Origin of the sequence: Streptomyces sp. NPDC051286 (genome assembly GCF_044455345.1) — a bacterium.
Classification (GTDB): Bacteria; Actinomycetota; Actinomycetes; order Streptomycetales; family Streptomycetaceae; genus Streptomyces.
In genome coordinates this window covers 1-21,577 of sequence record NZ_JBITER010000012.1, presented here as the reverse complement: position 1 = coordinate 21,577, position 21,577 = coordinate 1, and the positions used below count along the sequence as shown (strand labels likewise).

General features: G+C 68.7%; 15 protein-coding genes and 2 pseudogenes. 9 read left to right on the top strand and 8 right to left on the bottom strand.

The window, feature by feature from the left end:
• Window positions 1–315 precede the first annotated feature (315 nt).
• Both ACIBB8_RS14700 and ACIBB8_RS14695 read right to left on the bottom strand, forming a co-directional pair.
• Complete coding sequence (locus ACIBB8_RS14700) at window positions 316–531, bottom strand: hypothetical protein (protein ID WP_398952007.1); 216 nt, start codon at window positions 529–531, stop codon at window positions 316–318.
• A gap of 189 nt (window positions 532–720) precedes the next feature.
• Window positions 721–1,803 carry a glycosyltransferase family 2 protein gene (locus ACIBB8_RS14695; RefSeq protein ID WP_398952005.1) on the bottom strand — a complete coding sequence of 361 codons (1,083 nt, stop codon included), beginning with the start codon at window positions 1,801–1,803 and terminating at the stop codon, window positions 721–723.
• Between the two features lie 553 nt (window positions 1,804–2,356).
• Here ACIBB8_RS14695 and ACIBB8_RS14690 point away from each other — a divergent pair.
• From ACIBB8_RS14690 to ACIBB8_RS14675, 4 genes are all read left to right on the top strand, one after another.
• Entirely contained in the window at window positions 2,357–3,736 is a 1,380-nt protein-coding gene (locus tag ACIBB8_RS14690; RefSeq protein WP_398952003.1) for a cellulose binding domain-containing protein, read from the top strand.
• A gap of 504 nt (window positions 3,737–4,240) precedes the next feature.
• Window positions 4,241–5,218, top strand: coding sequence for a LysR substrate-binding domain-containing protein (locus tag ACIBB8_RS14685; RefSeq protein WP_398952001.1), 978 nt, complete (start codon window positions 4,241–4,243; stop codon window positions 5,216–5,218).
• Window positions 5,219–5,343: 125 nt separating this feature from the next.
• On the top strand, window positions 5,344–6,636 hold the full coding sequence (locus ACIBB8_RS14680; RefSeq protein ID WP_398951998.1) for a D-arabinono-1,4-lactone oxidase: 1,293 nt from the start codon (window positions 5,344–5,346) through the stop codon (window positions 6,634–6,636).
• Window positions 6,633–7,604: a pyridoxal-phosphate dependent enzyme gene (locus ACIBB8_RS14675; protein ID WP_398951996.1), complete on the top strand. Its 972-nt coding sequence runs from the start codon at window positions 6,633–6,635 to the stop codon at window positions 7,602–7,604. Before ACIBB8_RS14680 ends, ACIBB8_RS14675 begins: the two co-directional genes overlap by 4 nt.
• Window positions 7,605–8,224: 620 nt before the next feature.
• On the opposite strand, the gene ACIBB8_RS14670 is transcribed toward ACIBB8_RS14675, so the two are convergent.
• A complete protein-coding gene (locus tag ACIBB8_RS14670) occupies window positions 8,225–10,657 on the bottom strand; it encodes a FlgD immunoglobulin-like domain containing protein (RefSeq protein WP_398951994.1) in 2,433 nt (810 codons plus the stop codon).
• A gap of 560 nt (window positions 10,658–11,217) precedes the next feature.
• On the opposite strand from ACIBB8_RS14670, the gene ACIBB8_RS14665 reads away from it, so the two are divergent.
• From ACIBB8_RS14665 to ACIBB8_RS14650, 4 genes are all read left to right on the top strand, one after another.
• Complete coding sequence (locus ACIBB8_RS14665; protein ID WP_398951993.1) at window positions 11,218–11,439, top strand: hypothetical protein; 222 nt, start codon at window positions 11,218–11,220, stop codon at window positions 11,437–11,439.
• 233 nt (window positions 11,440–11,672) lie between these two features.
• Window positions 11,673–12,839, top strand: coding sequence for a PP2C family protein-serine/threonine phosphatase (locus tag ACIBB8_RS14660; protein ID WP_398951991.1), 1,167 nt, complete (start codon window positions 11,673–11,675; stop codon window positions 12,837–12,839).
• 382 nt (window positions 12,840–13,221) lie between these two features.
• Window positions 13,222–13,506, top strand: coding sequence for a hypothetical protein (locus ACIBB8_RS14655; protein WP_030973973.1), 285 nt, complete (start codon window positions 13,222–13,224; stop codon window positions 13,504–13,506).
• Window positions 13,488–13,901, top strand: a complete 414-nt coding sequence (locus ACIBB8_RS14650; RefSeq protein WP_398951988.1) for a DNA-binding protein — start codon at window positions 13,488–13,490, stop codon at window positions 13,899–13,901. Before ACIBB8_RS14655 ends, ACIBB8_RS14650 begins: the two co-directional genes overlap by 19 nt.
• A 108-nt stretch (window positions 13,902–14,009) precedes the next feature.
• On the opposite strand, the pseudogene ACIBB8_RS14645 reads toward ACIBB8_RS14650, so the two are convergent.
• Together ACIBB8_RS14645 and ACIBB8_RS14640 are read right to left on the bottom strand one after the other, a co-directional pair.
• Window positions 14,010–14,225, bottom strand: a pseudogene (locus tag ACIBB8_RS14645) (hypothetical protein); the annotation flags it as partial.
• Between the two features lie 80 nt (window positions 14,226–14,305).
• Complete coding sequence (locus tag ACIBB8_RS14640; RefSeq protein ID WP_398951986.1) at window positions 14,306–17,749, bottom strand: hypothetical protein; 3,444 nt, start codon at window positions 17,747–17,749, stop codon at window positions 14,306–14,308.
• A 197-nt stretch (window positions 17,750–17,946) separates the two neighbouring features.
• On the opposite strand from ACIBB8_RS14640, the gene ACIBB8_RS14635 reads away from it, so the two are divergent.
• Window positions 17,947–18,168 (top strand): tyrosine-type recombinase/integrase, encoded by a 222-nt coding sequence (locus tag ACIBB8_RS14635; protein WP_398951984.1) that lies wholly within the window; start codon window positions 17,947–17,949, stop codon window positions 18,166–18,168.
• A 417-nt stretch (window positions 18,169–18,585) separates the two neighbouring features.
• On the opposite strand, the gene ACIBB8_RS14630 is transcribed toward ACIBB8_RS14635, so the two are convergent.
• The 3 genes and pseudogenes from ACIBB8_RS14630 to ACIBB8_RS14620 all read right to left on the bottom strand — a co-directional run.
• Window positions 18,586–18,858 (bottom strand): hypothetical protein, encoded by a 273-nt coding sequence (locus ACIBB8_RS14630; protein WP_398951982.1) that lies wholly within the window; start codon window positions 18,856–18,858, stop codon window positions 18,586–18,588.
• 326 nt (window positions 18,859–19,184) lie between these two features.
• Complete coding sequence (locus ACIBB8_RS14625) at window positions 19,185–20,573, bottom strand: IS1380 family transposase (RefSeq protein ID WP_398951980.1); 1,389 nt, start codon at window positions 20,571–20,573, stop codon at window positions 19,185–19,187.
• A 683-nt stretch (window positions 20,574–21,256) separates the two neighbouring features.
• Window positions 21,257–21,577, bottom strand: a pseudogene (locus ACIBB8_RS14620) (hypothetical protein); the annotation flags it as partial.

Here is a 21,577-nt window from a genome sequence, read left to right as displayed (position 1 = left end):
GACCCGGGAGGTCCGAGCGCTGCCGGCTGACCGCACCGGACGAAGGCGAATGCAACCAGAACTGCAACCGGAGGAGCTCGGAACGGGAGCGGTGGCCCGCTGCGGCCGGGCTTTGCCGATGCGGACCGTGCTCTCGGCCGTCTCGGCGACAGGGGCGTATCGGAGTGGTGGGCTGCCCCCGGACTGCTGAGCACACCGTCCGTTATCGGGTGGCGGACACGTTGGGGGTGTGAGTCTGTGGGGCGGTTCGCCGCCGAACGGAGCCGCCGGAAGTGCCTTGCCAAGGGCATGGCGGACGGCACCCACCGGGGTCCGTCACCCGGAAGTGACGCCCCTGGACCTGACCCTTCCGTTGGCCGCACGACGGTCCGCGCGACGTCGCCTGACGGACGCCATGTACGTGACCAGGGACACGGCCACGACCGTCAGGGTGATACCGAGCACGATCTGGTCGAGGGTCGCCACCTTGGTCACTGCGTAGGCTATGCCCGCGAGCACCGCGCACGCCCCCAAGCCCCTGAGGGTGTTCATCTCTCTCCCTGATCTGGTTCCACGACTTACGGCCGGGTGCACGATAGCGAGCGGGCTCCCGGCGTCATGCGACTCCGCCTCCGGCGTTGTCGTCGGTCGACGACGCTCCGCGTCGCCTCCCTCCTCCGCCTTGGATTCGAAGCCCCATGACGCCGCTCGCTGATCCACTCTCTATCGCGCACCCGACCGTTACTTCCACGCGGATACACGGGTCACGTAGGACTTCACGATGGACGAAATCAGCCAGTAGGCCCGCACCACGGTGTACACGAGCTCGGGAAGCAGCAGGGCTTCGACGAGCATCGCCTTCCAGCCGAGGTTCCGTACCCGGAGTGCGGGATAAATGATCCAGAAGGCGAAAAGTGCCCAAAGGAGCGGTTGGTGGTAAAAGCCGTACGCTGCGAGCAGTACGAGCTGCTTGGAACCCCACCCCAGGATGTAGGCGAAGCCGATGACCCCCATGACCATGGTGGTGATGGAATGCCAGGTGAACTTCGTCCAGCCACGGCGCCTCAGCGTGTCCACGGTCCCGCGGCTCCACCGTTCGCGCTGCTGGATCAGCTCGCGCAGCGTGGGCATGAGGTCGGTGTAGGCGATGCAGAGTTGGTTGGCCGTCACCTTCCACCCGGACTCCTTGAGGGCGAGCGTGGTCTCGTAGTCCTCGACCAGGTTCCTGTGGTCCTCCCAGAAGACCTCGCCCCGCCAGTCGATCAGACTCTGGAGGGCCTCGGCCCGGTAGAAGGAACCGGCTCCCGACATGGTGTGGACATCCCGGCGGTAACGCGCGTTGGCGGCTCGGCCGTACTCGATGATCTGCATGCCGAGCAGGAAGCGCTGCCAGGGGTTGCGCCACAGGTCGGTGCGGCCGAAGCAGGCGGCGCTGACGCCGCCGAGTTCCGGGTCGGACGCGATGACGTTGCAGGCTCGCTCGATGAACCTCGGGTGCAGTTCGGTGTCGGCGTCCATGACGAGGACGTGCCGCACCCTGTTGTTCAGCCGCCCGCCGACGGCCTCCCTGAGCCAGCGGAGGCCGAGGTTGAGGGCGCCCGCCTTCTTGTGGGGGTTGTCGGCGAAGTTCAGGACGACCGTCAGCGGCGTGCGCTCGTCGTTGGCGAACTGCCGCGCGTATTCCTCGGTGCGGTCGGTCGAGTTGTTGACCACCACGATGATGAGGTCGGGCCGTCGCGTCTGCGCGGCCAGGGACTCCAGCGACGTGAGGACCCCAACCTCCTCGTTCCGTGCTGGAACGAGGACGACGGTCTCATGGACCACCCCGCTCTGCGCCTCGGCGTACGAGGCGCGGCCTCTTCGGTGCCTGCTGTGTGATGCACGCCCCGATTCGACACGCGCACGGCGCGCCGTTGTACCCCCCACTGACGATCTCCCCACCCGATGCATTCACACAACGCCCCATGTTGTGCTCATGGCATGAAAAAGCCCTCGGAAATTACCGCATTTAAGCCCGGCTTCCCATATCCGATCACCGAGCATCGCCTCCACGGTGGTGACTTAGTTGAACTACAGACGAACATTAAGAGTCCTGTTTGCGCGACAATGCCGCAGTAATTCGGACACTGGTGACCTATAAGGGACACAAGGGGGCGGTGGAGGGAGGTGACGGAAACCATGCCATCAGGGTGGAGGAAGTCGGACTCTGGAGCGTATGGGGTGAGTTGAGTACGATGCGCCGCGACGATCATCCATGGAACCCATGCGCGGCGCGTGGCTCGACTGCACGCCGGCGACCCACCGGGGAGCTTTTGTGAGCAACCGCCGACGCGACTCTCCTCGCCGCTCGCGGAATGCGGTCATATTCGTACTCTTCATGGGCATTCTTGCCGCGGGTGGCACCGTGCTCTATTCCAGGTGGCGGTCCGCCCATCCCGCGCCCGCCGTGCTCACGGTCCGCTATCGCACCGATGCCCCGGCCATGACCGCCGTGGCGAAACCATGGCTGGAAATCATCAACACGTCGGGGAGGAGCGTCGATCTGAGTGACGTGACGCTGCGGTACTACTACTCGGCGGACGACAACTCCGCGTACGGTTCCAATTGCGTCCAGACGTCCCTCGGCTGCTCCAACGTCACCCAGAGGACCGGCCGCGCCGACGATCCGGCCCCGAACGCCGACCACTACCTCCAGATCGGCTTCACGGCGGCGGCGCGTAGCCTGGCACCGGGCAGAAGCACCGAGGGCATCGGGCTTCAGCTCTACCGCGTCGACCACAAGAAGTTGAACCAGGCGAACGACCGCTCATTCGACGCCAAGGACAACACGTACACGCCGTCGAAGCTCGTGACCGCGTACGTCGGCGGCGCGCTCGTCTGGGGGCAGGAACCGAACGGCGACACCCCCGCGCCCGCGCAGGGCGCCTCCTCCACGTCGAAGCCGGCCGTGGCCTCGCCGCCCACGGGCGTCCTCTTTGACGATTTCGACTACACCGGTCCCGACGACCCCGCGCTCTCCGCCAACGGCTGGGAGGTCCGCAGCGGCGGAGGCGGCCCGGGGATCAAGGACACCTGGTCGAAGGACGGCGTCAGCTTCCCTGCCGGGGAGGACGGCAAGGGGGGGCAGGCCCTCCAGTTGCGGGCCGAGACGGACGGGACCGAGCATGGCACCCGTCAGTCCGAGTTCCACCGCACCGAGCCGACCGTCTTCACCGGCACCCTCGTCGCCCGGGTGTACCTCAGCGACAAGCCGGCGAGCGGCAGCGACGGCGACCACATATCGGAATCCTTCTTCACCATCTCCCCCGACCACTCGTCGTCGAAGTACAGCGAACTCGACTACGAGTACATGCCGAACGGCGGATGGGGCGCATTGGGGCCCCGGCTCGACACCACGAGCTGGCGTGGCAACGACCTGACCGACCTGGGGAACCGGGTCACCAGCTCGCACATCAAGAAACTCGGCGGCTGGCACACCATGGTGATCACCGCGAAGGACGGGGTGACCACCTACTCCGTGGACGGCCAGAAGCTGTTCAGCAGCGGCAGCGGGTACTTCCCGCGCGAGCGTATGAGCATCAACTTCAGTGCGTGGTTCATCGACCTTCCCTTCAAGGGCTTGCGCACCTGGGACATGCGGGTCGACTGGCTCTACCACCAGGACGGCCGGGCCGTGTCCGTGAAGGACGTCCAGAAGGCTGTGGCCGGCTTCACCGCCGACGGGACCCACTACGTCAACACCTTGCCCAAGTCCTGACGGGACCGCCCGGCGTCGTGGCGCACCGTCCGCCGGCCCGGTTCAGGCCGGGATGTGGAGGCTCACGTGCGCGGCACCGATCAGGATGCCGTGGAGGCCGCCTTCGCCGAGGCCGGCCTACAGGCTGCGGGCCGTGCCCGGAACCCGGGGAAGTACGACGACACCGACGAGTGGTAGCCGGGGAAGACCCGCCTCGCCAAGCCGGGCGACGGAGATTCGTCGCCCGGCTTCGTGCTGCCTGTCCTCGTTGCCCTTCGGAAGCAATTCCGCCCGGAGCAGGCGCACCCGGCGCCAGACGTAACACCGACGCAGGTCCACCTGCGGGTTATGGCACGGCAGCGCGCCAAGGCTTTCGCCGCAGCGCTGCAGAAGCCCGGAGCGGACACAAGAAGTCCCGCACTGTCCGAGTCCAGGGTCGCCGGGGCGGCCTACCATCTGGACATCCGCCAGCCGATGGCAGCGGCTGACCGAATCGTCATCGCCGTAGAAAGCCACTCCCGCGCCATGGACATCAACACCAGGCAGTTGCGCTACTTCGTCGCTGTCGCCGAGGAGCTGAACTTCACCCGCGCGGCAAGCCGGCTCCATCTCGCGCAGCAGTCACTGAGCACTCAGATCAGACAGCTGGAGCAGGCCGTCGGCGTGACGCTGTTCCGGCGGACGACCCGCAGCGTCGAACTGACGTCCGCGGGCGTGGCGTTTCTCGATGAAGTGCGGTCGACGCTGACAGCGCTCGATCGCTCCGTCCGCGAGGCACGGCAGATCGAGGCCGACGCATCGCGGGTACTGACGATAGGCACCGGCGAGGGCGGGGCGCTGACGCTCACCGAGGCGATTCTCGCCGAGTTCCGGGCGCGTCATCCGGATGTGCGGATCGACCTCAAGGTCTACAGCTACGCCGACCCGTCCGCCGGGCTCGCGGACGGGTCCGTCGACGTCGCCTACCTGCGGTTGCCGATCACTGGCGGGGACTGGCTGCGCAGCGAAACGCTGTTCGTCGAGCCCCGAGTGGTGATGTTGCCGACCTCGCACCGGCTGGCCGAGCGCAGCGTGCTGGGCGTGGCCGAGCTGGTCGACGAGCCGATCATCGGGCACATCTGCACCGATCAGGAGTGGATCGACTTCTGGTCGCTGACCGAGTACCGGAACGAAACGCCGGCGGACTTCGTGGGCGCGGCAGCGTCGGTGCTCGAGGAATCACAGTGCGTCGGAGCCGGCCTGGGGTGCGTCGTCACCGTGGCGTCGGCACGGTGGATGCCTTCGGTCGGCGTGACACTCGTGCCGCTCGCCGACGCGCGCGGCAGTGAGCTGGCCGTCGGCTGGCGCGCCGATCACGAGACCGACCTGATCCGCTCGTTCGCCGCCGTCGCGCGCGCGGTCCGCGACGCGAACCCGAAGGCCGTGAACGCGCTAGTGCGTCCGGACATGAACGACCGGATGCCGCCGATGACTTCGGGCCTGATTCACAGTCAGAACGAGTGAGTCCGCGCGAACTGAGTGTTTCCGTCGCCGGGTGCCGCGCTCCTACGGTCGGCGCATGCAGAGTTCGATCCTCGACACAGCGTCCGTACGTCCGAGTGGCACCGACCTGATCGGAGGGGCTCCCGATGTGGCGTAACTGGGCAGGCAATCAGACGTGCCGGCCGACGGTCATGGCCGACCCCGCGACGAGAGCGGACGTGGCGCAGGCAGTGGTGCAGGCGGCCGCGGCCGGTCATGTGGTGCGCGTCGCGGGAGCAGGGCATTCGTTCACCGACGCGGTCGTCACGGACGGCGCGCTGCTGTCACTGCGGCACTGCAATCGCGTGCTGGACGTCGACCGCGCCACTCATCGGATCAGGGTCGAAGCAGGCATCACGCTGCGCGAACTGAACCAGGTGATGGCCGAGCACGGTCTGGCCTTCCCGAATCTCGGCGACATCGACAGCCAGTCGATCGCGGGCGCGACGGCCACGGGCACCCACGGGACCGGCGCACGGCTGCAGAACCTCTCGGCCGCCCTGCACTCGATCGAACTGGTCACCGCCGACGGCACGACGATCGAGGTCAACGCCGAACAGGATCCGGACATCTGGCGTGCCGCGCGGGTCGGCGTCGGCGCCCTCGGCATCGTCACCGCGGTCACGATCCAGGCGGTACCCGTGTTCACACTGGAGGCGGTCGACCGGCCGATGGCGGTCGAGGAGGTGCTCGGCAATCTGGACGAACTGCTCGCGGTGAACGATCACTTCCAGCTGTTCACCTTCGCGCACAGCCCGCTGGCGATGACATCCGCGCGCAACCGGACCGGCCTCGAACCGCGGCCGATCTCCCGCGCCCGTGAGTGGGTCGAGGACGAGTTCGTGCAGAACCACCTGCTGCGCGCCGTGTGCGAAATCAGCAGGATCGCTGCGCGGACGAACGCCCCGCTGCAGCGTCTGGGTTCCCACCTCGCGGGCTACTCACACCGGATCGACCGCTCCGACCGGATCCTCACGACGCCGCTGCGGGTGCGGTTCGTCGAGATGGAGTACGCCATACCGCGTGAGCACACCGCCGAGGCGGTGCGGGCGGTGCGGGAGCTGGCGCGGCGTCCCGAATTCCACGTGACCTTCCCGATAGAGGTGCGGTGGGTCGCCGCTGACGACGCGTACCTGTCTCCGGCTGCCGGGCGCGAGACCTGCTACATCGCGCTGCATCAGTACCACAAGCTTGCCTGGGAGCCGTACTTCCGTGCCGCGGAAGCGATCTTCGACTCCTTCGGCGGTCGGCCGCACTGGGGCAAGCAGCACTTCCAGACTCCGGAAACGCTGCGCCTGCGGTACCCCGAATGGGACAGCTTCGCGGCGGTGCGCAGGTGGCTCGACCCCGACGGGCGGTTCGCGAACGCCTATATCCGTCGCGTGCTGGGAGAGGTATGAACACGGCACTGCTGCACAGGCGTTGTCCCGCACTCGAGCGAACGCTGCCGTTCCTCCGGCTCGGGGGCGGCCCGACTCCGGTGCGAGAGCTCACCGGGACCGGCCGGAACGACCTGTGGTGCAAGGACGAAAGCGGATACGGCTCGGGCGGCTGGGGCGGCAACAAGGTCCGCAAGCTGGAGTGGCTCCTGCCCGAGGTGCGACGGCGCGGGGCGCGCACCGTCCTGACTGTCGGCGCGACCGGGACGAACTGGGGCCTGGCGGCGACGCTGTACGCGCGCGAGCTCGGCATCGACACCGTCCTCGCCCTCATCGACCAGCCCGAGGACGAACATGTGCGCGAGCAGCAGCGCAGGCTTCGGGCGTCCGGCGCGACCATCCACCTCACCCGCACCAAGCTGTTGACGATCGCCGCCGCACCGTGGCTGTTCCTGCGACACGCCCACGGACTGCGGCTGCCCTACTACCTGCCCGCCGGCGGCTCCGCACCGATCGGTGTGCTCGGCTACGTCGAGGCGGGACTGGAACTCGGGGAGCAGGTGGCAGCGGGCGAACTGCCGGAGCCCCGGCATATCGTCACCGGCGTCGGCTCGGGCGGGACCGCCGCGGGTCTGGCCCTGGGCTGCGCGCTGGCCGGACTGCGGTCGCAGGTGCTCGGGGTCGTGGTCAACGACACCTTGCCGCTCGCCGCGAGCGATCTGACCCGGCTCGCCGACCGGGCCGCGACCGTGCTGCGCAAGCGCGGAGCAGCATGCGACCTTCCACCGCTGCGGCTCGCCACGACCCGCTCCTACCTGGGCAACGGCTACGGCCACCCCACACCCGAAGCCACCGCCGCCGCGGACGTCGCCGCGGCCGCCCGCCTGCGGCTGGACCCCGTGTACAGCGCCAAGGCGTTCGCCGCCGCGCTGACAGCCAACCTGGACGGCCCGGTGCTGTTCCTGAACACCTACGGCCCACGGCAGTAACGGCCTGGTGCACGATAGAGAGTGGATCAGCGAGCGGCGTCATGCTGCTTCGAATCCAAGGCGGAGGAGGGAGGCGACGCGAAGGGGGCCTTCCATGCCTTCAAGGCCATGGGGGAGTCGTCGACTGACGACAACGCCGGAGGCGGAGTCGCATGACGCCGGGAGCCCGCTCGCTATCGTGCACCAGGCCGTAAGCGAGCGGATCACCGCACCGTCGACCTTCGCAGGGCTTCAGAGCCACCCGCGACGGCGGCGTCGTACCGAAGGCCGGCCAGGGCTGGACCGTGAAGACGTGGCTGACCCACTGGATCACCGAGGTCGTGCCCGGCACCGTCGGCGAGAACACGCTCGCCGGTTACGAGGTCGCCATGTGCCAGGTGCTCGGCGCAAGGGAGGCAGAGTCCGAGCCCCAGCCGCAACCGCCCTACCAGGGCACACAGCCCCTCCGGGATCTTCCGGAGGGGCTGTTCTCGCCGGGTACGCAACCAGTACGCCAACGGGTCTCAGGAGAGAGTGCCGCCCAGCTTCCGGGGTGCCTTCCGCTGCTTGTCGAGGGACGCGTGCGAGACCGACTCCACAAGACGTGCGTAAGTGCCGCCCGGCTGAGAGTTGTCCGTGCCTCAGCCGGCGGCGGTCTTCGTACGGCCGAGCTCGACCGTGCCCGTGACCTTCAGGGCGGCGCCGCTGCCGTCCGCGGGCGTGCCGGTGAGCTCCCAGGTGTAGGTGCCGTCGGTGACGTACCGACCGTCGCCGGTCCGGCCGTCCCACGAAAAGGCGACGGCGGCGGCGTACTCCTTGGCCGACCCGGTGAACACCGTGCGCCCGGCCTTGTTCCGGATCGTCACCTGGGCGCCGGTGACCGGCTTGGACAGCTGCCAGTCGGCATCCCACACGGCGTCGGTGGCCGATGCGAGGTTCACGGACTGCTCGGCCCGCGACTCGATCTCGGCCACCGGGGAGGTGGCGACGCCCGAGTCGACCACGGTGATCCGGGCGTTCTTCTCCTTCGCGTACGCGATAGCGCCGCCGAAGCGGTCGGCCTCCACGAGCGGGCCGTTGTACTGGAAGGTGAACGCCTCGATGGTGCGCGGCGCGTCCCCGATCGGCGTGAGGTTGAGCTGGCCGCGGCCGTATTCGTACGCCACCACATAGCCGTCGCCCAGGGTGCCGCGCGGGGCCCACGACCACTGCTGGGTCTGCGTGTTGTAGACGCCGTGATCGGAGCTGGTGGACCCCGCGGGGTCGCAGTCCCAGTACACCCATGGCCCGACGGCCTGCATCTCCTGCGGCAGACAGCCGTTGTCGGTGATCGGCTCCGTTTCCGTCGCCACGCCGGTCTTCAGGTCGACTGCCTGGAGCGTGCCCTCCGTGTCACCGGGCATCCACAGCTTGGTGCCCCAAGCCGCGAGCCCGCTCTGGCCCTGACGGACCCGGATCACCTTCGGCCCGCCGGACGCGTCCAGGTCGACGACGTACTGCCGGTCCTCCAGACCGCGCCCGCTGTCGCCGAACACCACATAGCGGCCGGAGGCAGAGCGCACGGTCGAGTAGTGGTCGGAGCCCGTCGGCATCTTCTCACCGGTCTGCGGGTCCACGGCGGGTACGACCGTCTTCGTGCCGTCCGCCGCCAGCACGACCAGTATCTGGGCGCCGTCCGCGTCGGTGGTGGCGACGACCGTGCGGCCGTCTCCGGTGCCGACCGGCTGCCGGGAGTCGTAGACGCGCTGTGCCGTCTCGCCGGTCGTCTGCGCGTCCGGGCGCGCGAGCAGCGACCGCTCGCCCGCCGACGGGGCGGCGCCCAGGGCGATGTCCCGCTGGAAGAGTGCCGGCAGGTACGTGGTGTCGGACTCGGCCGTGACGAGGTGCCCGGCCGTGAGCGACAGCCGTGTGAGCTTGCCCTCCTTGGGCGCCACCTCGCGCACCGTCCGCAGCGCGGGCGCCCCGTCGTCGCCGATGAAGACCCGGCGCACGGCCCAGTCCCGGGCCGAGGCGCCGCCGGTGACGGCCACGCCGCCGCCCGGGACCTGCGCCATACGCCGACCGGCGTGCGCCAGCAGGGTCTTCGGCTCGCCGCCGGCGATCGGCAGGGCGGTGAGCGGGGCGCCCTCGCGGGCGAGGAAGTCGCCCGGGGCCTGCTCGATCTGGCGCGTGGTCAGCAGCCAGTCGCCGACGAGCCCGATCTGCGGGGTGCCCTCGCCGCCCGAGCCGAGCTCGATCTTGGTATCGGCCGCCTCCGGGGTGGCGCGGGGCACCACGCGGGCTGTGGTGTTGCCGCCCTCGGGTGAGTACCAGGCGACGTACGCGTCCGCGAACACGACCTGGGCGTTCGTGCCGGTGGCGCCAGGAAACACCGGGGTGACCTCGGCCGTCGCCAGGTCCAGCAGACCGACACCGCGGCTGCCGTCGGGGTGCGCGTACCAGAGCGCCACCGTGCGGTCGTCGCCGCCGAGCGTCATGTCGTCTTCCGCGACCCAGCCGTTCAGACCGGTGACGGGGGTGTCGGTGAGCTGCCCGTCCGCCATGCGCAGCACGTGCAGGACATTCTTGTTGCCGTTCGCGTCCCGGGTGGCGGTGAGCACGGCGGAGCCGAAGACGCCCCGGTAGAAGTGGCCGTCCGGCAGCGTGTACTTGGTAGTGGTGCCGGACTTCATGTCCTTCAGCTGCACCCGGTTCGGGAAGTCGTAGATCGCGACGACGTCCCCGCTGGTGACGGAGACGTGGCTCGCTCCGTCGATCGTGTTGACGTCGTCGTACGGGGACGAAGCGGGCAGGTCGACCGGGGTACCGCCGTCCGGGGTCCAGCGGTAGTAGCCGAGCGCGCTCTGGTCCTTGACCTCCGTGCGCTCCACGACACCGCCGGGCCCCGCCCCGTACACGGGGTTGGCGACCGGCTTGAAGCGGTCGGGGGCCGGCACCGTCAGCGGGGCGGGCTCGGCGTGGGCATCCGACAGGAGGAAGGGCAGGGCTCCGCTGGCGGCCGTCAGGGCCACCGCAGCGGCGAGTCCACCGCGTGCGAGCGATCGTTTTCGGTTCGGCTTGTGTCGTGCGGTCACACAGCACCTCCAAAAGGCAACGGGTGAAGGCCGTCCGACGCTGACACGCGGGAATCGACGCGGAACGGCCCTCCGGAGCGGCGGCAACGTAGCACAGCGGACGTACAGAATTCGAACACCTGCACGAAAAGGTCGTGGGCGGTCAAATTGGACCTTCTGAGAGCCGAAAGGGCCGGAGCCCCTTCGGGTGGCCGTGCCGCCGGGCTGTCTCACGAAAGGCTTCGCGGATGAAAGGCCGCCCAGCGGCCGGCTCACCTCGCGGTGGGACTCGCAGGGGTTGACGCGGGCCGTCTCCAGCCGTCCGACGGCGGTCGGCAGCAACCGTTGACGACCCATTGGCAGCTATGTCGCGACCCTGTGGGCCGTGCGTCTGCACGCCGGCCTCCAGGACACGCCGCATCGGGCGGTCGTGCTCGGGCCGGTACTGGCACAAGTCTGGCGGCCCAGCCCCGCCACGGTGCATGCCCTGGCCGCGGTGATGAAGGACTGCACGGTGCCGCAGGCTCGTAGTTCGACCCCGGCCATGCGCCCCACCAGCATGGGGCAGACCGGCCTGCATCATGTGCACCACCGGCCCGGACATCACGGAATGGCAGCGCATCGGCAGCGCCCTCGGGGAGGCAGAGCTGCCCCCGAAGAAGTGGCCGGATGCGGTGGATGCCCTGGTGGCTCTGACGGCGGCCCGCCATGGCAGTGCTGTGGTCTTCACCAGCGACCCGGCCGATCTCCATGCCCATCTGAAGGCATTGGATGCCCAGGACGTGCACGTAGTGCAGATCTGAGGAGCCGGTCAGCGGTCGCGTCGCGGTGCGAGGGTGCGGGCAATGGCGGTGACCTGCTGCTTCTTCGACCAAGCCAGCACGCTCGGATGTGCTTCCATGCGTGAGTGCGTCTTCTGAGGCACGAGGGGCGGCCACCGTGGACGGTCCGCCCCAAGGCCGCGCCCTGCGTGGTTGCTGCTATCACCGGTTTCCTGCGGTCGCGGGGCGATCCGTAGCGGTGCAGTGTGGAAGGCGTGGACTCCAGGCAGGAACGTGTGGGTCTCGGGCAGCCGTGGCAGCCGGGCCGCCTGCTGCTACTGATCCCCGTTGCGCTCATCGTTGTGATCACTGCCGCGGACATGGCGACTGGGCCAAACATCATTCTCAGCCCCCTGCTGGTGGTCGCGCCCACGCTCACCGCGTGGTTCGCGGGTCCCTGGACGACGGCCGGTATCGGGGCCCTGGCCATGGCGGGCGAGGTGGTCAGCAGCTGGCGCACCGGAACGCTGTCTTCACGGAACGTGATGGTGGAGGTGATCGCCATCGCGGTGATCACCTCGTTGATCGTGTTCCTGTGTGCGGTGCGCGACCGGCGCGCACGCCAGATGGCCCGGGTCCGGTCGGTCGCCGAGGCCGCCCAGCAGGTGCTGATGTGGCCGCTGCCGAGCCGGCTCGGCCCGCTGCGGCTCGCCTGTGTCTATCTGGCTTCCGAGGAGGAGGCCGAGATCGGCGGCGACCTGTATGCCGCCGCCCGCACCGGCAGCGCGGCCCGCGTGATGATCGGCGACGTGCGGGGCAAGGGCCTGCCCGCCCTGGGCGAGGCCGCCCTCCTGCTCGGCGCCTTCCGCGAGGCCGCCCACCAGCACGCCTCCCTGCCCGGCCTGGCCGCTTCCCTGGAACGGACCATGACCCGCTACCTCCCCGACTTCGAACCGGAGGACGAGGCGGGAGAACGCTTCGTGACCGCTCTTCTGGTCGAGATCGCCGACGCCGAGCCCCTGGTCCGCATGACCAGCTGCGGCCACCCGGCACCCCTGCTGCTCGGCCCGGACAACACCGTCCACGTGCCCCGCCTCCACCCCGCGCCCCCACTCGGCGTCGGCGTCACGGATCCCGACAACCACGCCGTCGATGTCCTGCCCTTCGGCCCTGGGGACACGCTGCTCCTGTACACCGACGGTGTCATCGAAGCCCGTGACCACAACGGCGTCTTCTACCCACTCGCGGAACGTGCAGCCCAGTGGACCGACCACTCTCCAGAGGCGCTGCTCCACCGCATCGAACGCGACCTGCTCGCCCATACCGGCGGACGCTTCGGCGACGACGTCGCCCTCCTCGCCATCCACCGGGCCCCATCCCCCACCCCGGCAACCACCTTCAGCGCGTCCAGCGCGGACACGCCGACGTCAGCGGGCAAATAGTTGTGGGACATAGCCGCCGAGCGCCTGGAGCGCTTCTACCGGAGTATGCAGGCGTCCGGGAACTCCGCCGGCACAGCTCACCACGTCCACTGGAGATCCGGGTCGCCCTCGGTGAAGCGGTGCGGCGTGGGCACGCCCCCACCCATGTGGCCGAGATCGCGAAGGCTCCGCGTCTCGAAGGGCGCTGGACGGCCCTGTACAGGGGTGAATGCAACCAGAACTGCAACCTGATCCCAGGCGTCGTGCCTGGTCGACGTCTTGTTCGAGCATGGCTGAGAGACTCGGATCTGTTGAGGTGGCTCGAAGCGTCTTTTGCGGAAGCAGAGGGAACGCCTCCTGGTCGTCCGACGCAAATTCCTACTTGTTTGATAATGTCGGTTCCGTGAGTGAAATTCCTTACAGCGTCGGCGAAGGACCGGCCACCAGGGTCAGTCTCTCCCTCCCCGAGGGGACTGCGGAGGCGATTCGCCGACGGGTCGGCAAGCGTGAGTTCTCCGCGTTCATCACCGAAGCGGTTGAGCGCGAGCTGCGCGGTCAGATCTTGGATGAGTACCTGGCCGACTACGAACGCCGTCAAGGGCCGATCTCCGAGCATGAGCAGGAGCGGGCACGCCGGGTCTTCGACGAGGTGTTCGCCGAGGAGGGGCAGTGGCCCGCCGCAAGCTGAGCCACGAAGGCACCCTCGTTCTCGACTGCGAGGGCCTGTCGAAGTTCGTCAGTGATCACGAGCCCGTCGTCGCCCTCATCGCCGAAGCCCGCAAGCGGGGCATGGAGGTGGTCATCAGCGCACTCACCATCATCGAAGCGGTGCATCGCCGGACAGACAAGGCGCGGCTCGCCTGGGTCCTGTCCGGCGTTCGAATCGTGCACATCGGCGACGAGGAGGCCAAGGCCGCCTCAGCCATGCTGATCAACGCTGGGCTGCAAGGTCACAAATACGCCATCGACGCTGCCGTGGCCGAGACGGCGCTGCGTCAGCGCCGTCCGGTCGTCATGCTCACCTCGGACATCGACGACATGGCGAAGCTCTGCGGCGACAGAGTGCGCCTCGTCGCCGTGTAGTCGACGTCCAGGACCCGAACGCCGGGGACGGAAGGTCGGCCCGTATGTCCTTGTCCGAGCACGGCAGGGCCGGTGGATCAGTCGGCAGCACCCAGGGCCGTGAACGGCTGCGTGGTCCTCGGGCGGGCACGCCCCGGCACCGTCCACGCAGTGCGGACAGTGCAGCCTGGCCGAGGCTGTCTGCAACTGTTCCACGGTGATGACATGCCGCGCGCATGTCGGCGTGTGCGTACGCTCCGCCGGGCTTCGCGGCGGCCCCGCACGCCCCGCAGCCCCTATACGGCGTGCAGACCTCTTCCAGCCGGCGGACGGCTCCGTCGTCACTTACGTGAACACGGGAACGGGAAAGGCCCCGGGCACGATCGCCCGTGCCCGGGGCCCTGGTCGCGCTCATCGCCCGTGCGTCAGGCGACGACCACGGCCGTCGCTTTGCTGTACGCGTAGCCGCTGGAGTGGCCCGTGCGGAGGGCGGTCACCTTGACGGTGATCCGCAGACTGCGCTGCGCCCGGGTGAGGACGAACGTGGACTTCGTCGCGCCCGTGACGGCCTTGCCGTTGGCGTACCACTGGTAGCGGTACGACGTCGGCGTGGGCGTCCACGTGCCGCGGTTCGCGGTGAGCGTGCGGCCCACCTTCGCCGTGCCGGAGACCGACGGCAGTGTGGTCGCCTTCGGGGCGACACCACGGGCCACGGCGATCGCCGTCGTCCCGGCCGTGCCGCTCGCGTGGCCGGTGCGGTTTGCCTTCACCGTGACCGACAGCTTCTTGCCGAGCTGGGAGGCCGTCGGGAGGTACGAGGAGGCGGTGGCGCCCGCGATGGCGACGCCATCGAGCTTCCACTGGTAGGTGTACGACGTCGGCGTCGGCGTCCAGACGCCGGCCTTGGCGTACACCCGGGTGCCGACCCGGGGGGTCGCGCCGAGCGCCGGCGGTGTCGTGGCCTTCGGCGCGACGCCCAGGGCGACCGTGGTGGCCGTCGAGGTCGCGGTGCGGGACGGGGCCCCGGTGAGGTGCGCGGTGACGGCGACCGACAGCTTCTTGCCCAGCTGGGCGGCGGTCGGGACGTACGAGGAGGCGGTGGCGCCCGGGACGGCGACGCCGTCGAGCTTCCACTGGTAGGTGTACGACGTCGGCGTCGGCGTCCACGTGCCGGTCCGGGCGACCAGACCGGTACCGACCCGGACCGTGCCCGCGATGGTGGGGGCGGCGGTGTTGGCCGGCGGCTGGGGCGCGGTGACCGTGAACTGACCGCTGGAGTACTGCCATCCGTTGGTCGTGATGACGCTGAGCGCCCACGAGCCCGTGGCCGCGTTCGTCAGGTCGAGCGTGGCCGTGAGGGTCCGGCGGTCGGGTGCCACCGAGACGGTGGTCGACTCGATCGTCGTGCCGCCGGAGCTGATGCGGACCTTGTCGCCCTCGTGCAGGGCCGAGCCCGACACCTTGACGGTCACCTTGGTGCCGGTGACGCCCGTGGTCGGGGTGACGCCGGTGACGCTGTGCTTCTCGGTGCCACAGGTCGTCGAGCAGACCAGCTCCGCCTTGTAGGACGTCCGGGACGCCTTCTCGGGCAGGCCGAGGACGAAGAGGGCCGGGACGACCTGGGTGCTGTACGCCCCGTTCAGACTGCAGCGGCTCTCGCCGCCGGACGCGGCGGCACAGGTGTTGTCCAGGTCGGTCTCGTACAGGGCGGGCACGGCGGTAGTGGTCGCGCCGTTCGTGTCGCTCACCTTGACGGTGAAGGCGTCGTGGTACGAGGTGGGCAGCTGGGCGCAGAACGCCGTGTGCTGCTCGTCCAGCGTGCCGGCGAACGGCCCGTATCCGTACGTGATGTTCGGGACCTTCACGCACTCCGGCGACGGGCCGGCGGCCGTGGCGATGCGCAGGGCGTCGAGCCGGTACGAGTCGGCGGCCTTCAGGGACGACGGGACGGTCAGCAGCACCTGGTACCGGGTTGAGCCGGTGACCGCGCAGCTCCTGTTCCGGTTGGTGCACGTGGTGACGGCGCCGTCGGCGCCGTGCGCCAGGATGTTGGTGGTGCCGAGCGCGTCGCGCACATCGAGGTGCAGGACGTCGGCCGGGTCGGCCGTGGTGACCTGGTGGCACACCAGGGTGCCCGGCTCCCCGGGGACGCCCGGCGTCGCGGGGCCGTTGACGGTGGTTGCCGGAGTGGGCGTGCAGCCCTTGGCGGTCCCGGTGACGTCACGGCGGACCAGGGTGTGTTCGGCGGCGGCGTCACGGCCCCGGAAGAGCGCGGTGTACGCGGCCCCGGGGGTGAGGCGGCAAGTGGTCCAGGTCGCGGGGGCCGAAGCGGCCGAAGCGTTCATGGAGCAGACCTGCTTGCCCGCGGCGTCGAGGACCCAGAACATGGCGCCGTTCGTTTCGGCGACGGTCCGCATCTGGAAGTTCTCGACGGCGCTGTGCCTGTCCGCGGGGATGGCCAGACAGTACGAGAACCCGTCGGCGCCGGCGCCCGTGCGCAGCCGCGCGGTCGCGGTCGCGGCGGTGAAGTCACCTGCGGGGAAGACCTGGCAGCCGCTCCCGGCCGGGTCCGTGCGGTGGAACGCGACGCGGTACGTCTTGTTTCCGGCGTTGCCGTCGTCGTGGGACACAAGGGCGCGGTACGGCGCCGGTCCGGTGAGGGCGCAGGAACCACCCGCGAGGCTGGAGCCGGAGCACAGGGTGTCGCCGTCGGCGTTGACGACGGTGACGTCCGGGGTCGCCGCGAAACCGGTGTACGCCGTGAGAGCAGCCATGCGGGCGCCCTGGGGCAGAGGCAGTGTCAGGCAGTCCACCGCGGCGCCCGAGGCCCACGCTCCGTCGTTGACGCCGAGGCGCGCGGGCCGGCAGCCGGCGGTGGACCTCCGGTCGAGGACGAGCGTCGCCTCGTCGGTCAGGATCGTGTAGTCACCGTCGGCCGGAACGGTGCAGGTGTTCCCCCGGCAGACCGTGCGCCCGGCGCTGTCGTACAGGAGGGTGGCGGACCGGTAGCCGTTCGGCCCCACGCCGTACACGTCGTAGCGGCCGGCCGTCGAGGCCCTGAAGACCTTGCAGTCGACGGCCGGGTCCACGACGGTCGCAGCGGAACCGTAGGCGTTGACGGGCACGGTGGCGCAGCCGACCGGGTCCGACAGCCTGCGCGCCCCGAGGGCGTACGCGGCGGGGTAGCCCTGCGGCGACTTCGCGACACGCACCAGCACCCGGTACGGGCCGTCACCGGGCAGGACGCAGCCCGGATTGTCGTCCCCGCTGAAGGCCGGGCAGAGCGGGGCGCCGCTCTCGTCGGTGATCCACGCTTCGACGGCCGTGTCGTACGTCTGCGGATCGAGGCGGATCCGCTCACCGGCCCTGGCCACGAGCCCGTGGCACCGGACCGTGAACGGGTCGGGAACGGTACCGGTGACGTCGGGCGAGGTGAAGGGCGTGTGGATCGCTTCCCCGGCGCAGTCGGCGGTGGCGGCGCCGAGGGGCACGACGACGAGGGTGCTCGCCTGGTCCTCGTCCCAGTAGTTGGGGATCCGGATCGTGTACGCGCCCGTCCGGGGCAGGTTGCACCAGCCGCTGTAGTACGAGACCGTCTGGTCCTCGCACTGGACTTCCTGCGCACCGTCGTAGACGTGCGCGTACAGCCGGTCGTTGCCGGTGAGGACGCGGTGCATACCGGGCTGCTGGACATCGACGGTGAAGCAGACGGACCCATTGGCCGGAACCGTCGCCTTGCCCATGGCCTCTTCCCCGGTGCCGCCGATGGAGGCGAGCGGGAGAGGTGCGCATTCCTCGGTTCCGGCGGCCCACGCGGTGCCGACGCCGACCGGCACCAGCAGCGAGAGCAGGATGGCCAGCGTGGCCATCAGAGCGGTTGCGTGCGGCCATCCGGTTCCGGATCTGCCTTCCGCACGCGGGCGGTACGACATGAAACCCCCAGGAGATCACAGGTTCGGGGTGCATGACCGCCCAAAGGCCCAGATGGTTGTATGACACATGGCGTAGTCCGACCAATCCGTGACCGGAGGTCACCGGCTTCGGTGACGCGACGGCCAGCGCCTGGATGACGCGGCACACCGCGGCGACGGTGCTCCTCATCCTCGGTGTCCCCGAACGAGTCGTGATGCAGATCATGGGCTGGTCGTCCACGGCGACGGCAGCCCGGTACCAGCATGTGACGGGCGGCATCCTCGCCTACGTCGCGCAGCGGGTCGGGGGACTCGTCTGGGAAGTGGCCAAGGACCCCGAGGAGAGCGGCCCGGAGGGCTCTGAGAAGTCTCGTTGAGACTGCAGATGAGACTAGGAACGTCGAAGGGCCCCACCGCAAGCGGTGGGGCCCTTCGACGTATTGCCCGGTGAGAGCAATGGCGGAGGATACGAGATTCGAACTCGTGAGGGGTTGCCCCCAACACGCTTTCCAAGCGTATCGTCCAAATGCTGCGACACACCTAGTCTGACCAGCGGAAACGTGCTGGGTCAAGCGTCTTGCGGCTATCGAAGCGTCTTGCGTAGAAGCCATGCGGAGACGGCTCCATATCGCGCGCAGGTGCGAGAACGGGGACAGGGCACAGAGCGCACTCCTGGCGGTTGAGGCAGTGGAGACGGGGCGTGTACGGACAGATGGATCTACCACACCAGCCCGGCCCTGCGGTCCGGTCTTGCGTGCGCCCTAGGCCACTAGGTCGCTGTCCTGCTCACCCACCTACCGTCGCTCACGCATCCGCTTGTTCCGCTCCCTCATCTCCTCCGGCGTCATCTCCGCCAGCTCCACTTCCTGCGCATCCGCGATCCCTGCGAACCCCTTCACCCCGCAGGCAGGCACCAGGGTTCCCGCGTCAGCGTCCAGCACGAACGCCCTGTACTCCTCGCCCTCGTCATACAGGCCCCACGCGATCACTGGCAGGTACTCGAACTCTCCTTCCTCCCCATCTCGCGTGAACCGCGCGAACCACTTACCGCGCTCGGCATTGATCAACGACATATCTCCCACACCAGCCTTTCGCTTCGCTGTCCGTTCATTTCGTATCGCTGAGCTGAGCGTTTCTAAAGAAACGCGCTCAGCGCTGAGTGATCGCCGATCTTGTTCAGCGATACTCAGCGATCCATAACGTGCGGCGATGCGTCGCTCAGCGATACTCAGCCCGGATCCACCGGCTTGATTGTGGTGTGATCGGTTCGGGGTCGTGCAGGGTGTATCGGGGCTGAGTTGTGGATTCGGGGCGTGGGGTGGCCGCTGGTCTGCCCAGCCTTTCCACTTTTCCGCAGGTCTCGGGCCCTTTCGGGCAGGTCGGTCAGGGAGTGTCAGAGGGCTGGTGGCGCGTGCACGATGCTGAAGAGCTGGGTGAAGTCCGCGCTCCAGGGCCAGCGTTCGGGCAGGTGCAGGGTGAGGCGGCGGGCCGAGCGGGCCAGGCGGGCGGGCACGTTGATCAGGTGGTCACGGATGGTGGCGGTGGTCGCTCTGGCATGGAACGCGTCGGCCAGGGCGCCGGCGGCGCGGGTCAGGTTGTGCGCCAGCGCCGCCAGGGCCAGCCACGCGGCATTGGCCTGGAAATGCCCGGAGGGCGCGTGGGCGAAGGCGCTGTTCTTGACATCGGCGATCACCTGCTCGACGACAGCGTGCCGTCGGTGATCACGCTCGGCATCGTTCAAGGAGAGCGGGGAGTCGGTGAACGCGGCGTGGTAGCGCCAGGTGTCAAACAACGTGCCCTGCCCAGCGGGGACGGCGCCGGCGCTCAGGCGTTTGACGCGGCGCACGATCAGACGGGCGGTGACCTGCTGCTTCTTCGGCTTGGAAGTGAAGGCGGTGTAGCCGGTCTCGGCTATCTCGGCGTCGGAGATCCAGCACTGGCCTTCCTCGTCCCAGACCGCCTTGGGGTACTTGATCGGCGTCCAGGCGTCCTCGTCGATGCGGGCGATGGCGGCCTTGACGGAGGCGTTCATCCGCACCGTGATGGAGAACCGCGCGCCCAGTGCCCGGCAGGAGTTCACGACATCGGCGCCGTAGAACGCCGAGTCCGCGCGCAGCACCAGCAGGCCACTCGCGCCGCAGGCGCGAGCGGTGCGGATGGTCTCGGCGACGAACGCTGCCGCCCCGCGCGCGGAGTTCGATGGTCCCTTGCGCAGCCTCGTGGCGGCGATCACCGGGGCGGCCAGGGGTGTGGAGACGATACCGAGCAGCGCGTTCAGGCCCTTGACCTTGCTGTATCCGTAGCCGGCGCCTTGTTTGGCGTAGCCGTAGGTGCGGCGGATGGTGTCATCGATGTCCACGTAGGCGACCTGGCTCGCGCCGGGCAGCAGCGGGGTATGACGGGCCAGTTCGGGAAGGAACCGGCGGGCCACAGCGTGCAGTTGCTTCACATGCCCGTGCGTGAAGGAACGCAGAAACGACCCCAGCGTGGACGGGGCCCGCACACCGGAGAACAGGCGGCTCATCGCGCCGTGCCGCAGCCGGTGCATGTCATCGATGCTGTCGGCGCCCGCGACCATGCCGCCCACCAGCGACATCACTTTCGCCGCGGGGAAGGCACCGGTGCCGTCCTTCGAGGCCGGCAGACGGATGTACTCCCCGACCAGTGCGGGCAGACCGCACCGCTCAGCCAACCGCACCACCGGCTCCAGGCCGCCGTACGCGATCAGGTTCGGGTCGTCGAACGCGGATGAGACCGCCGCTGCGGCATGGGAAGATTGCATCTCGGAAGTGCCTTGCTGATCGTGCCTGATGTGGTCCTAGAGAAACCCCATCATCGCAGGTCACAAGGCACTTCTTCGTTCCGAGAGAAGCCGTCCACAGACATCAAACCGGTGGATCCGGGTGAAGTCTGACAATCTCGTGGGCGAGTGGATGTCAGGAGAATCTCGCTTGCTACTCAAAGAGGGTGGGAAATTCTCGGCAGCAGGACTGGTGAGCGAATATTTTGATTGCCCCATCGCTGAGAACAATGGAATTCGTGAGAAAAGTGGGGATGGTGACTGGCATAGTCGGGAAAGCCTTGGTGCAAGCACGGTCTTCTTGGACTTCGGGGACCGGTGTTACACGACCCTCACTGTAGGAGGCGTTGAGAGTGGAATCGTCCTGTGGAACTCGGCTGAGGATGCTGATGGTCGACCAGTCCAACTTTCTCCGCCCCAGCACCGTTGACCTCGACTTCAGCGGTGATCGCTGCCGTGTGGGGCGGTGACTTCACCCCGTTTGTCCCGATGGTGATCGGGGCGGGTCTTCAACCTGGATCCACCGTGTGAATCCTGATCTTCGTTTTCGGGTGGGATTCCGGTGATGTTTTTGCGTTTGGGTAGCACATCTTGCCGGGTGGCCGTCCCGGTGGCGGGTTCTCCGAAGGCTCTTCCTGGTCGTGGGCGGGCGTCGGGCAGCTGGGTCAGGTGCGCAGACGCTGTCCGGTGGCGGTCCACAGATCGGTGAAGTCCGCTTCCCAGCGCCAGCGTTGTGGCAGGTGCAGGGTGAGCGTCCGCGCCCGGGTGGCGATGCGGGCCGGGATGTGGATCAGGTGGCGGCGGATGGTTCCGGTCCTCGCTTTGGCGTGGAAGACGGAGGCGAGGTGGCCGACGGCGCGGGTGAGGTTGTATGCGGCTGCCGCCAGGGTCAGCCAGACATCCGATGCGGTTGATCTGTCAAGCTGCTGCGGGGCGTTGCTGCTGGGCGAGGTCGGGAAAGGCGACGTTTTCGTCGTAGAGCACGT